This window comes from Streptococcus agalactiae (assembly GCF_949788565.1).
GTDB lineage: Bacteria > Bacillota > Bacilli > Lactobacillales > Streptococcaceae > Streptococcus > Streptococcus agalactiae.
The window spans coordinates 405,001-418,335 of sequence record NZ_OX460931.1 but is presented as its reverse complement, the minus strand read 5'-3'; the positions used below and the strand labels follow the sequence as shown (position 1 = coordinate 418,335).

General features: G+C 33.9%; 9 protein-coding genes and 1 pseudogene. 2 read left to right on the top strand and 8 right to left on the bottom strand.

All coding sequences use genetic code 11. The annotated features are described in order from the left end of the window. Window positions 1-14 precede the first annotated feature (14 nt). From nrdE to rlmD, 8 genes and pseudogenes are all read right to left on the bottom strand, one after another. Window positions 15-2,183, bottom strand: a complete 2,169-nt coding sequence (gene nrdE, locus QOR44_RS02365) for a class 1b ribonucleoside-diphosphate reductase subunit alpha (protein ID WP_000194371.1) — start codon at window positions 2,181-2,183, stop codon at window positions 15-17. Window position 2,184: 1 nt separating this feature from the next. Beyond that, window positions 2,185-2,598, bottom strand: coding sequence for a class Ib ribonucleoside-diphosphate reductase assembly flavoprotein NrdI (nrdI, locus tag QOR44_RS02360; protein WP_000378632.1), 414 nt, complete (start codon window positions 2,596-2,598; stop codon window positions 2,185-2,187). Next, entirely contained in the window at window positions 2,599-3,609 is a 1,011-nt protein-coding gene (gene nrdF, locus QOR44_RS02355) for a class 1b ribonucleoside-diphosphate reductase subunit beta (protein ID WP_001192439.1), read from the bottom strand. 553 nt (window positions 3,610-4,162) lie between these two features. Continuing rightward, complete coding sequence (locus QOR44_RS02350; RefSeq protein WP_000848920.1) at window positions 4,163-5,071, bottom strand: glycosyltransferase family 2 protein; 909 nt, start codon at window positions 5,069-5,071, stop codon at window positions 4,163-4,165. Window positions 5,072-5,288: 217 nt separating this feature from the next. After that, entirely contained in the window at window positions 5,289-8,990 is a 3,702-nt protein-coding gene (locus QOR44_RS02345; RefSeq protein ID WP_000357579.1) for a S8 family serine peptidase, read from the bottom strand. 187 nt (window positions 8,991-9,177) lie between these two features. Then, window positions 9,178-9,606 (bottom strand): GNAT family N-acetyltransferase, encoded by a 429-nt coding sequence (locus QOR44_RS02340; RefSeq protein WP_000267395.1) that lies wholly within the window; start codon window positions 9,604-9,606, stop codon window positions 9,178-9,180. A gap of 33 nt (window positions 9,607-9,639) precedes the next feature. Continuing rightward, window positions 9,640-10,210: pseudogene (locus tag QOR44_RS02335) on the bottom strand (phosphorylase family protein). A gap of 268 nt (window positions 10,211-10,478) precedes the next feature. Next, on the bottom strand, window positions 10,479-11,834 hold the full coding sequence (gene rlmD, locus QOR44_RS02330) for a 23S rRNA (uracil(1939)-C(5))-methyltransferase RlmD (RefSeq protein ID WP_001103627.1): 1,356 nt from the start codon (window positions 11,832-11,834) through the stop codon (window positions 10,479-10,481). 98 nt (window positions 11,835-11,932) lie between these two features. Between rlmD and recX the strand changes: the two genes are divergently transcribed. Beyond that, complete coding sequence (gene recX / locus QOR44_RS02325) at window positions 11,933-12,709, top strand: recombination regulator RecX (RefSeq protein WP_000704972.1); 777 nt, start codon at window positions 11,933-11,935, stop codon at window positions 12,707-12,709. An 83-nt stretch (window positions 12,710-12,792) separates the two neighbouring features. Further along, window positions 12,793-13,326: a nucleoside tri-diphosphate phosphatase gene (ntdP, locus tag QOR44_RS02320; RefSeq protein WP_001239184.1), complete on the top strand. Its 534-nt coding sequence runs from the start codon at window positions 12,793-12,795 to the stop codon at window positions 13,324-13,326. Window positions 13,327-13,335 lie beyond the last annotated feature (9 nt).

The window sequence follows — 13,335 nt, the reverse complement described above, 5'->3', positions numbered from 1 at the left end:
TCGAGTATATTTAGTTAAATCATGCAGGACTGACAGTCTTCTAAGTCCGATGAAGTGAAATCATCCAGCATATCATCATCATAACTCTCGCTACCTTCTAGGATGTCCTGTCTCACTCGTACATAATAAATAGAGGCACATTTTTGTTTAAATGCTTGAATATAGGCTTTATTTAAATCTCGCGTAGTTGCTTGATCTGTCATGAAAAGCGTTAGCGAAATAGCTTGATCAATGTGTTTTTGAGCGGCAGCTGCAATATTGATAATCGCCTCAGGTCCCACTTCATAAGCTCCTTTTTTGTAGTAGACATAATTATCTGCATCAATCTTATAAGCAGGTACATAAACCCTCCCCAGTGCTCCTTCCTTGCGTACTTCGACAGGTGATACAACTGGTTGGAGGCTCGGAGTACAAGAAGAAAGATAACTGATTGACCCTGTCGGAGCAACAGCTAATAAATGCGCATTAGCTAATCCTATCTCTTTAATACTTTGCACAAGCTTTCTCCAGTCCTCTTGGCTTGGTAGAGTCAGGCCATACTCAGCTAGTAGATTTTTAACACGCTGTGTTTTTGGCTCAAAGTTTTGTTCGGTATATTGATAGAAATAACTGCCATCAGCATAACTTGATTCCGAGAAGCCTTCAAAGGTTCCTTTTTCTTTTGCTAAATGGTTAGAAGCTTTAAAGGCATAATAAGCCATAGCGTAAAAGAAGCAATCTGTAAAATCAATAGCTTCTTGAGAATCGTAATAAATATGGTTAGTCGCCAAAAATCCATGCAAATTCATAGCACCTAAACCAACAGCATGATTAGCTGCATTACCTTTTTTAATAGATGGAGCACTATCTAAATCAGAAGTTCGAGATATACGATCAAGGGCTCTAATGCTATTAGCAATTAATTTTTCAAAATCCGCCGCTTGATCCATAGCACGCGCAATATTAATAGAACCTAAATTACAACAAACATCATGTCCAACCTTAGTGAAAGTCAGGTCTTCTGAAAATTGACTGGCTGTATTAACTTGTGCAATCTCAGAACATAAATTAGACATAACAATTCGTCCCTCTTTTTTGTGAGGGTTTTTAGCATTTACAGTATCTTCAAATAAGATATAAGGATAACCAGATTCAAAATGAAGCTCTGCTATCGTTTGAAATAGTTTTCGTGCACTAATAAAGGTTTTACGAATATCCGCATTGGCTAATAAAGTTTCATATTCTTCTGTGATAGAGATATCAGACATTGGTTTACCATATACTCGCTCAATGTCATACGGTGAAAACAAGGCCATATCTTTATTTGCCTTAGCCAATTCAAAAGTAATATCAGGAATAACAAGTCCCAGGGAAAGAGATTTAATTCGAATTTTCTCATCGGCATTCTCACGTTTAGTATCTAAAAATGTTAACACTTCAGGGTGATGAGCATGTAAGTAAACTGCACCAGCTCCTTGTCTTTGTCCTAATTGATTGGCGTAAGAAAACGAATCTTCTAGTAATTTCATGACAGGTACAATACCAGTAGCTTGATTTTTAATACCTTTTATTGGAGCACCAAATTCCCGTAAGTTGGTTAAGCAAAGTGCTACCCCACCACCTCGTTTTGATAACTGAAGGCTTGTACTAATAGCACGAGAAATAGATTCCATATTGTCTTCAATGCGCAACAAATAGCAAGAGATATATTCACCACGACGTTTTTTCCCTGCATTTAAAAAGGTAGGTGTTGCTGGTTGAAAGCGATTTGCTAGCATGTCATCTACTAGGTCATAGGCAGCTTTTTCATCACCAGCAGCTAAAAACAGAGCATTCATTACAACACGATCTTCATAGTGTTCCAAATAATAACGATTGTCTTCTGTTTTAAGAGCATAAGCATTATAAAATTTTAAAGCCCCCATAAAATTTAGAAAAGCAAATTTCTTAGCGTATGCATGCTCAAAAATTTGGCAAATAAACTCAAGGTTATATTGTTTTAGAAGGTCCGATTCATAGTAGTTATTAGAAACCAAATAATCTAGCTTTTCAATTAGTGATGTGAACGCCATTGTATTAGGTTCAACATGTTCTATCATATATTGTTCAACAGCCTCTTTATCCGAAGCAAAATGATAATTACCTGTGCGATCTCTAAAGCGTGTCTTCGCGTTCAACGAGAGATATGCATCTGATTGTGTCATCTTATTTATCCTTTCTAGTGAATTGGCAAAGTAACTCCTTTACCCTTGTAACATCTTCTTGTGTTCCCAGTAATTCAAATTGATGAAGCAAAGGAACATTTAATTTTCGAGCAATAATAGGTCCAGCAATGGCATAAGTGTCACCAAAATTGGTATTTCCAGAAGAAATAACCCCTTGGCAATGTTCCCGATTTTGTCGAACATTTAAAAACTGTACAACTTGTTTTGGAACTGCGCCTTTGGTATCATCTCCTCCTCCAGCGTAAGTAGGCACAATCAAAATATAATCCTCAGTAACCAATATATTGCTACCATCTGATGGAATACGCTGGTTAGACCAAGCCAACTTTTGAACAAAACGATGGGTATTGTTAGATTTCGATGAAAAATAGACAACCTTCACTGTACTATCCATTTAAAACTCCCAATCTTCATCCAATGTTTCTTCTGTAATCCCCATAATATATGAAGAGCCGTTTCCTGAGAAGAAATCATGATTTTCATCTGCACGCGCCGAAAGTTGTGCAAAAACCTCAGGAGATATACGAGTCTCTTCTTCTGTAAATGGAGAATCATATCCTAAATTTTGTAAAAATTTACCAGCATTGTAAATGCTAAACCTGATTGCATCTTCAGCCAAATCAAAACCATCATATAGTTCGTAAAGATAGGCTTTTTCTAAATCAATTAACTGATAAAGGAGGTCAAAGACAAATGTCTTCATTTCGGCTTGCTTTTCTACAGATAATTTAGCAACTTTCTGTTGATACTTATAGCCACTGTAATAGTTATGAATTACCTTATCTCGTAAAATTAAACGAATAATATCAGACGTATTTGGTAATTTTCCTCTGGCTGAAAGGTAAAAAGGAAGGTAAAAGCCACCATATAACAAAAATCCTGGCATCATGGCTGCAGCAACCTTAGATTTCAAAGGATCATCACCAGTATAAAAAGGAATAAGTATACGTGATCGATCTTGTAGGCTTTCAGTATCCACCACCCATTCATGTGCTTCCTCAATTTGTTGGCTAGTGCATAAGGTTGAAAAAATCGTTCCATACGATCGCGCATGAATAGCCACCATAAAGGCAAAGTTAGCATAAATAACTTGTTCATGATCTGTCTGAGAATGCTTAATCTGAGCAATATCACCAACAGTAGCCTGCACAGAATCTAATAAAGTTAGACCAGTAAAAGTCCGAGTAATTAATTGCTGCCAATCAGCATCCAATGTTCTCCAAGAATTAAGGTCATTAGAAACTGGGATCTTTTCAGGTAACCAGAAATTTTGAGTTACTCTGTTCCATACCTCTAAGTCTTTGTCATCGTTTAGCTTATTCCAATTAACAGAACGCATAGGAAAAGCTTTTTCTGACAAGGCATAGTCAAGTGGCGATTGAGAACGATCATAGTATGATTGCATTAAACTAGTCTCCTAAATATTAAAATTAAGCGAGTTTTAAGCACCAAAAAAGCCTCCCAAGAGGACTGGATTTTTGTTAAAATCACACAACTATTGGAATGTTCTTCTTGATGTTTTTTATTCTGGTAAGAAGCTAACTCTTGCTTCAAAACCACTGTTTTGTTAAGTTACATTAAACTTTTTTGTCGGTTACCTTTATTAAAGATTTGCTTAAACAGTATACTAACACAAAGTTTTGTGTCTTTCAACATATATCACCACTATATCTTGTGTTTTCATCATAATGTAAAGAATATAAAAATTAAAAAATTAAGCAAGCTTAATTTTTATAAGAAAAAAAGGCTTTTCCTTCATACTTTTCCTGTGTAAAACAAAAAAGGAGTAGCGATTGCTACTCCTTTTCCAAAACCCGAAATTAATGCGAGCCAAGGTTCTACCTTGTTCTTTAATATTATTATACACTAATTTCGTTAAGTGTCAACAACTTTTTGAAAAATAAATATTTTCTATATTTTTAACTACAACTCAACTTGATTTCCTTCAACCAAAAAAATTATGCTTTTGGTTTACCGTAACCTGTTAAAAGTAGGATAGTCATAGCAACTGTTTCTTTCAATGATTTCCGACGGAGTTTTAATTTTGATAAAAGATAAATCCTTCTTATTAGATTGGCATTTTTTAATTCTATAAAACGACTAAAGAAGAGTTTACGCTCCAGGGACATTTTATCGGATACTTGAGCAAAAATAAGCGAAGCACGATCAAAAGAAGTATTTATCATCTGCCAAAACGTAGCCACCCCATATTGTCTCCCGTAATTGTTTAGCGACTCTGCCCCTACTTGTCTACGCCAAAGGACTGTACTGTCAGAAATATAAGCCACATTTCCAACGGCGTAAGCCAGAGTTCCAACATAAGAATCATGGGCGCCAATTTGACGATATTCCCAAAGCTTTGCTAACTCATGATTCATCATGATAACCATACCATTTATTTGGTTAAAGGCAATTTGTTCTTGAATAACTGTTGCTGGATTATGTTCTTTTAATACTGTTAATTTTTCATCTACAGAAGTCCAGTTCGAATAAACAAGCAATGGTAATTCTTGGTTAAATTTCTCTGCTTCTTCAAGGTAACGTTCTAAACGATTTTCTTTCCAAACATCATCCTGGTCTGAGAAAACATAAAAATCTGCTTTTTTATAGTTAACCAACTCGTAAAAACTGCGGTGACTTCCTAACTTTCTGTCATCGTTAGAATTAATAAATATAAAACGTGAATCTCTATTAACATATTCTTTAATAATAGCTACTGTATCATCAGTAGATCCATCGTCCCTTATTAAACAAATCCAGTCAGTATAACCTTGTTGTATTATGCTATCTAATTGCTGGCGAAGGTATTTTTGACCATTATAGGTCGCTAAGCAAATATTTATTTGCCAATCTTTTATCGTTTTCATTGCTATCAAAACTCCTTAAGGCTAGTTCATCTTATGAAAGCTTACAAAGTGAACGGTATCACATACTAATCGTAATTATAATATTATAATATTATAATATTATATGTCATTAATCAATATAAAATTAATCAAAAATAAGAGTCAATACCCTAAAAGTCCAGCTTAACATAATGTTAAACTGAACTTTTCATCATATTGCCGAGTAGTTTACTTAGTTTTATTTACTATTATTTTTAGTCTTTTTGGGTTTCAAATAAAGAAGTAAACTAGATAACAATGCCAAAGTACCAACAAATAGACCATTCGTTGCTCTATCTGATGTACTAGGTAAGGTATGGTTAACAGAATCCCCGTTATGTTTAGGTGATATGATCTTAGCTACTCTGCTACTATTATTGTTTGTAGAAGTGAGGACTTTCTCATTTCCTGATTTAGTTATTTCTTTAGACAATGATTGAGTAGTAACTGTAGTTTGCGGCTTAACTAATATTATTTCTTCTAGATTCTTGTTTACTACTTTTTCTTTTTTAGAAATAAACATAGGTTCTTTTTTCAAGTTATCAAAATATTTGAAACTGTTAGAAATTACTATAGCGTTTTCTTTCTCTGATACTACTGCCTTATTCAAGAGATCAGACAATTTTACCGTTGCGAAATTACCAGCTTTATCTTCCACAACAAGTGTCAAGGCCTTAGGGTCTACCGCAACCTCACTCTCTCCTATCTTAACCGTTTTAGGAAGTGTCACTTTACCTTCTTGATCTATATGGAAATAATGGTAAGAAGTCTCATCCCCATATTCTTCATCTTTTACAACATGAGATAAAACTAATTGTAAACGATATGTAGGAACATAACTACTTTCCTTAGGCATGGCTAAGCTTAATGTTCGATTAGTTTCATCAAACTGAGCTCGTGAAGGAAGATTTGGTGACTTAGTACTTACTTGTACTTTAAAGTCTGACTCCTGACTATTTGCTCCTTCTGCTACTGGTGTGTAACGTAAGCGATAAGTATAAAAACCATCTGCTACAACTTTGCCATCCTTATCTAAACCACTCCACTGAAGAGCATCCATACGATAATGACCATCACTTTGCTTTGGATTATTATGGAAATTTTTACGATAAGATGGTAAAACCTTACTTTGCCAAATAACATTTCCATTTTGATCTAGAACTTGAGCAGAAATATCCTTAACATTTCTTAAGAAAGTTGCCTGGGGAGTGATTTCGTCCCTATTTCCATCTTTATTTGGAGAAATGGCAAAATATGGATTATTCGCTGCATCTCTTTCCAAAAGATGAATTGTTTTATCCTCAACCTTATTCTCAAAAGTTCCTAAAATAATTCTTTTTGGACTCTCCGGTGCTAATTCTAACTCCCCACCATTTTTGACATAATCAACATAGCCCCAAGACGCTGATTGTGTTAACAAGGCAGTATAGTTGTTGCTTTCAAAAGGAGCTGATTCATTGTACTCCAATTGGTCTTTATGAGTTGTATCATTTGGTTTATAGTAGAAACTACCTTTAGAAAGCGTCTTATAAATCGGTGTTTCAAGTGCTTGTAAGTTCGCAAAATCACCATTAAATCCTACAAAAGGAATACTCATTAACTCCTGATTACTATCCTTGGCTTCTTTAAAACGTACAAAACCTTCTAAGAAATAACCATTTGCCATCTGTTCTTTTAATTTCTGACTAAATTGACTAGCATCAATAGTAAATCGAACTTGTGTTTCTTTATCACGAAGAATTACTTTCTGCCAATTAGTATCTAGCAAGGCTTGTGGTTTAAGGGCAAATTTACCTTTATTTACTTGTTCTGTTGCTACATTAGCTTGATAATACAATTCTTTGACACCTTCTACAAGTTTATGAATTGTAACTGTGATATCAAATTTATCTCCCATTCGTTTGAGATTAATTTTAGCTTTGCCATCGTTTCCAGTAATATAATATTGAGCTTGGATAGCTTTTTCAGCATCAACTACACCTGCACCTTGCTGACGTGGTGAATAAAACGCCTTATCCTCTTCACTATATAATGCTGTTGCTGAGCTCATGAGGATGTTTTTAGACAATTCTAGCAATTTTTTAGAATCTAAATTCATCCCTTTATATTTCTCAGCCAAATGACTTTGAAGCATTGTCATTAATCCTGCAACATGTGGTGAAGCCATACTTGTACCAGACATTGTTTGGTATTGATTATTATAGGTTGAAGAATAAATTTCAAAGCCAGAAGCTGTTACATCAGGCTTGATTGCTCCTTCAGCTGTCACGCCCCAACTTGATTGTTCCAGCATACGATTACCACCTTGGCTATCAACTACTTCAAAACTCTGGTTAAATGTTAACTGACTTGAAGTATTTTTTATACGCTCGCCATCTACTTTACTAATAATCCCCACAGGTAATTCACGGTAAGGAATTAGAAAATTTCCACGTTTTTCTTGATCGTTAAAAATAACGATACCAACAACACCTGCATTTGTAGCATGAGTGATTTTAGTCATAAAATCAAGTCCACCACCACGCTCAATTAATGCAATCTTACCTTTAAAGTCCTTACCTTCAAAGTCTTTTTTTGCACCATAATTGGCATAAACCACATCGTAGGCCTTACCTTTGTCAAAAGGTTTAGAAGTCACAATCGGCAACTTAACTAACTTACCTTCAATAGTTGTTTCAACGACCTCACTGATAGTTTTAAGTGATTCATAGCTAGCAACACTCAAAGTATCTTCAGAAATAGCTGGACTATTAACCGTACCGTAGTCAGGATTAGTTGATAATGGTTTGCTATAATCCATACCAAATGCGCCTTCATTTCCGGCAGCCACAACAACTGCAACGCCCTTCTCAGAAGCTAATTTAAGTGCTAATTTAACTTTATCATTGAGAGCAATTAAAGAATCAGCTGTTTTTCCAATACTCATATTAATCGTTTTTGCTCCTAGATTAACAGCGTCTGTGATTGCTTTAGCATATGCTTCACCAAATTTGTCCGAATCAATTTTATCTGGAATACGCATTAATAAGACTTGAGCATTTGGCGCTGCACCTTCTAAAAGAAGACCATTGATTGCTGGACGTTTACTATTACCTACAAAAATACCAGCAACGTGTGTACCATGCGAAATATTCTTTGCTTCTGAACCATAACCATCTTTCATAGCTGCTGCAATATCAGCCACCGTTTCTGTATTGTTGGCGTAGTTATGTGCAAAAACAATCTTATCGTTAACCCATTTCCCATAAGTGATATTATGTTTTGCTTTTAATTCCTCAAATTCTGTCTTAGTTTTAAAGCTGTGCTTATCATCTTTTGGGCTATCTAAACGAAAAATATCATGGTTAATATCAAAGCCAGTATCAATAATAGCTACTACATTTCCCTTTCCTCTTTGGGTTATGGCTTGTAATTTTGTTATTTTAGATGTATCAAGAACAGCAAGCGATGACTTGCTTTCTGGCTTCACCTCTTCATATGCTGAGGGAACTTTCTGTGCTATTGCAGTTGAAGCATTTGTTACTACATTGCTTTCTTTATTGTTGGTTGTCTCTGGTTTAGAGGGATATTCTTCTTCAAGATCAGCCCCCAAATTAGACGTATCAAGGTTTTTAGATAACTCTTCTAATAATTCATCTTCTGTTTTGTCATTTTTTACAGATGTATCACCCATTTCTTTCGCTGTATTACTAGCAGAAGCAGCTGTTACAGATGTTTTTTCAACAGTATTAGTAGTTACCGATGGCGATGGCTGTTGAGCAACATTAGCAATTACAGGTGATTGCTCTTGGTTTTTTAATTCTTGCTCCTCTGCATTCACTTGATTGCTATGCATTAATAAAATACTAGTTGTTATAAGTGTTAACTTTAAAATAGCCTTTTTTGAGTGATGTTTATCCACTTTTCCTATTTCCTACAAAAATCAGTATGCATACTATATTACAACATAATTAATTTATTAGCAATAGAATAATTAGCGATAAATTTTATTTTTATTTTTTAATTTAAATTTTTTAATTTTTTGTTAATTAAAAGGTCTCTCAGCAATACTGAGAGACCTTTTAATTGATAGTTTAAATAGCATATATTTATAATAAAACCATATCAAGATGAGGAATATTATCTTCTAGATAGATATCTGAGACAGGTTGAAATCCGAAAGATTGATAAAAATCTTGTAAATAAGCTTGGGCCTGAGCATAAATAGGTTTATTAGGGTAATTTGCCTCACTAAATTTAATCGCATATTCCACTAATTGATTTCCTAATCCCTTTTTTCTAAAGTCTGGATTAACAATCACACGTCCCAAATGCACCTTATCATCTTCTGGTATCAATCTATAATAAGCTGCCAATTGACCATCTACCCAATTCATCCCATGCAAACAAATCAAATCTTCATCATCAACCTCTTGATAAGGACAATCTTGTTCAACCACAAATACAGATACTCTTAATTTATATATTTGAAACAACTCATGTGTAGTTAAATTATCAAAAGTTTTTACATTCCACATTGCTATCTTCCTTTCAACATCATACAGTAGACCCTAAAAAGTCTCTATAGCAAACTCCATGGCAATATAAGCAATTTTATCTTTCTTTTCTAAATCCTCGCTATTTCCTAAAGATCTTGCTTCCCATACTTCTGCATCTAAATTATCCGCAGAGTAAAAAAATTGAATTTGTGTTTACTGCAATTTCAGAACTTGCTTCCGAATAATGAAATGATGTCCCTTCATCCCTAATAGCACTTCTTGGAATAATAATGGATGTCTCCTCAATTGACGAATCAAGGACGCCACATGTTCCAAAAACAATTAAACTTTCCATTCCAAATACTATAATATCTTCCAAGATTGCTACGCAAGCTGAAGCACCAACATAAGCATTGAAAAAGCCAATCTTTTGTCCTTTAAATTCTAATTCATAAATGGGAATTTCTAAGTTTGCTACACTAGTTCTAGCAATTTCACGATGAGGCAATTCTTCTAAAATACGATTGAAAGTCTCCCGCGCGAAACAGGTAATAACAGTCTTTGGAAAACCTTTTATTGGTGAATTAATATCTTCAGGATTAATAATCGCTTTTCTACTATTATCGAATGAATTTATTATCATAAGCATTTCCTTTAAACCTTAATTTACGATGTTCTATCATCTTGTTAAAAATATTTTTTCTATTTTAACTCAATGAAACTTAAAAGGCAAGGTCAAATTTGCAAAGATGAATATACTTAATGGAACTATTTACCATTTCTAAGGTAAATTTCCGTATCAAATAGCTTAAACCATGTGTTTTTAGACTATGTTATATTAATATCTCACCATTACTATCTAAAAATAAGAATACCCAAAAATACTCTTATTTTTTGATTAGAAAACTTTATTATTCCTTACGTTGTAGTTTCACTACAGCCTCGGTCCTTGCTGTATGTGGAAACATGTCAACGGATTGGATGTAGTGGACATGGTATACTTTTGTTAATGTTACTAAGTCTCTAGCAAGCGTGGATGTATTACAAGAAACGTAAACCATTTTTTCTGGAGGCATTTTTAGTATAGTATTTAGCAATTTATCATCTAAACCTGTGCGAGGAGGATCCACGATTAACGCATTAGCGCGAAATCCCTCACTATACCACCTAGGGATAATATCCTCTGCCTTTCCAGCTTCGTAATGTGTATTAGTAAAACCCATATAAAGTGCGTTCTCTTTAGCATCCTGAATAGCCTCAGGGATAATATCCATTCCACGAACACTTTTAACTTTTCCAGCAAAAGCAAGTCCAATCGTTCCTACTCCACAATAAGCGTCAATTAAATCATCATCTTCCTTCACATCTAAGGCCTTAACTGCCTCACTATATAAAATTTGTGTTTGTTTAGGATTAAGTTGATAAAAAGCACGTGGTGATAACGAAAAACCATAATCTAATACTTCTTCATTGATGGATTCTTGACCCCAAATAACTTCTGTTATTTGACCATAGATATCACTTGTTTTACTAGCGTTGATATTTACAGCAACTGTCTTTAACTCAGGAAACTCTCGAACTAATTCAATAACAACATCATCAAAATCAAGTCTTTTACTTGTGATAAAGATCAGTTGAACCTCTCCACTCGCTTGTGCTCGTCGAATCATAACAGTACGGACACCAGCTATTTTACGTTCATTATAAATAGGCAATTTATATTTTCCTAAAAGTTCTGCAACTCGATTTATCATTTCCTGAGTAAGGCTATCTTGCACTAAACAATCTTTGATATCAATCAATCGATGTGTCCCTTGTGCATATAAACCTGCCTTTACATTCCCTCCAAACGAACGCACTTGAAATTGTAATTTAGCACGATAGTGTTCAGGTTCCGACATACCTATCGTTTTACGGATTTCATAATTCTCATATCCCTCTGGTTTAAATTTCATTAGAGCCTGTCGAATAACATCCGTTTTAAACTCTAGCTGCTTATCATATTGAAGGTGCATTATTTGGCATCCCCCACATTCTTTATAAATAGAACAAGGGGGTTCTACCCTATTTTTAGATTTTTTATTTATCTTTAACAGTTTAGCTTCTGCAAAATTACGTCTAACAGAAGAAATCTGACAAAACACCTCTTCTCCCTTGAGGGCCCCTGGAACAAAGATTAGTGTTTTTTTATAAAAACCTATTCCTTCACCATTAATTCCCATTCGTTTAATTTTTAAAGGAATTCGCTGTTTTAAAACCACATTCATCAGTTCATTACTCCCTAACTAAGAAAATACTATAAATCCATAACATTTAAAAAAAGACTCATCTTTACTATTTTATCATTTTTGCTATAATAAAAACTATGAAAATAACCAAAATCGAAAAGAAAAAAAGACTTTACACTCTAGAGCTAGACAATACCGAAAATTTATATATAACAGAAGATACTATCGTTCATTTTATGTTAAGTAAAGGGATGATAATTAATGCCGAGAAACTTGAAAATATTAAAAAATTTGCCCAACTATCATACGGTAAAAATCTAGGTCTTTATTATATTTCTTTCAAGCAGAGAACCGAGAAAGAAGTTATTAAATATCTTCAACAACATGATATTGATTCTAAAATTATTCCACAAATTATTGATAATCTAAAAAGTGAGAATTGGATAAACGATAAAAACTACGTGCAATCTTTCATACAGCAAAATCTAAATACTGGCGATAAGGGACCATACGTGATAAAACAAAAATTATTGCAAAAAGGTATCAAAAGTAAAATAATTGAATCTGAACTTCAAGCTATAAACTTTCAAGACTTAGCATCCAAAATAAGCCAAAAACTCTATAAAAAATATCAAAACAAACTTCCACTAAAAGCATTAAAAGATAAATTGATGCAGAGCTTAACTACAAAAGGATTTGATTATCAGATAGTGCATACCGTAATTCAAAACCTTGAAATTGAAAAAGATCAAGAACTTGAAGAAGACCTCATTTATAAAGAATTAGATAAACAATACCAAAAATTATCAAAAAAACATGACCAGTATGAATTAAAGCAACGTATAATCAATGCCTTAATGCGTAAAGGATACCAGTACGAAGATATCAAAAGTGCTTTAAGAGAATATTTATAAGATAATAACTCTCAGACGATGTATTTTACAGAAAATTATGATAAACTATAACAGACGTATAAATTGTAGAAAGTTGGTAGGCTATGAGATTACCTAAAGAAGGCGACTTTATTACAATTCAAAGTTACAAACATGATGGTAGTTTACACCGAACTTGGCGTGACACCATGGTATTAAAAACAACCGAAAATGCCCTCATTGGTGTTAATGATCATACTTTAGTAACAGAAAATGATGGTCGACGCTGGGTGACACGAGAGCCTGCAATAGTATACTTTCATAAAAAATACTGGTTTAACATTATCGCTATGATACGTGAAACTGGTGTCTCCTACTATTGTAATCTAGCAAGTCCGTATATCTTGGACCCTGAAGCACTCAAGTATATTGACTATGACCTTGATGTCAAAGTATTTGCAGATGGTGAAAAAAGACTACTAGATGTGGACGAATATGAACAGCATAAAGCTCAGATGAACTATCCTACCGATATTGATTATATATTAAAGGAAAATGTAAAAATATTGGTAGAATGGATAAATGAGAATAAAGGCCCCTTTTCATCATCATATATCAATATCTGGTATAAACGGTACCTTGAATTGAAAAAGCGCTAACTAACACAC

Excerpts from the sequence above, each read along its gene's own strand:
- nrdE (WP_000194371.1), bottom strand. The coding sequence starts at position 2,183 with ATGACACAATCAGATGCATATCTCTCGTTGAACGCGAAGACACGCTTT.
- nrdI (WP_000378632.1), bottom strand. The coding sequence starts at position 2,598 with ATGGATAGTACAGTGAAGGTTGTCTATTTTTCATCGAAATCTAACAAT.
- nrdF (WP_001192439.1), bottom strand. The coding sequence starts at position 3,609 with ATGCAATCATACTATGATCGTTCTCAATCGCCACTTGACTATGCCTTG.
- QOR44_RS02350 (WP_000848920.1), bottom strand. The coding sequence starts at position 5,071 with ATGAAAACGATAAAAGATTGGCAAATAAATATTTGCTTAGCGACCTAT.
- QOR44_RS02340 (WP_000267395.1), bottom strand. The coding sequence starts at position 9,606 with ATGTGGAATGTAAAAACTTTTGATAATTTAACTACACATGAGTTGTTT.
- rlmD (WP_001103627.1), bottom strand. The coding sequence starts at position 11,834 with ATGAATGTGGTTTTAAAACAGCGAATTCCTTTAAAAATTAAACGAATG.
- recX (WP_000704972.1), top strand. The coding sequence starts at position 11,933 with ATGAAAATAACCAAAATCGAAAAGAAAAAAAGACTTTACACTCTAGAG.
- ntdP (WP_001239184.1), top strand. The coding sequence starts at position 12,793 with ATGAGATTACCTAAAGAAGGCGACTTTATTACAATTCAAAGTTACAAA.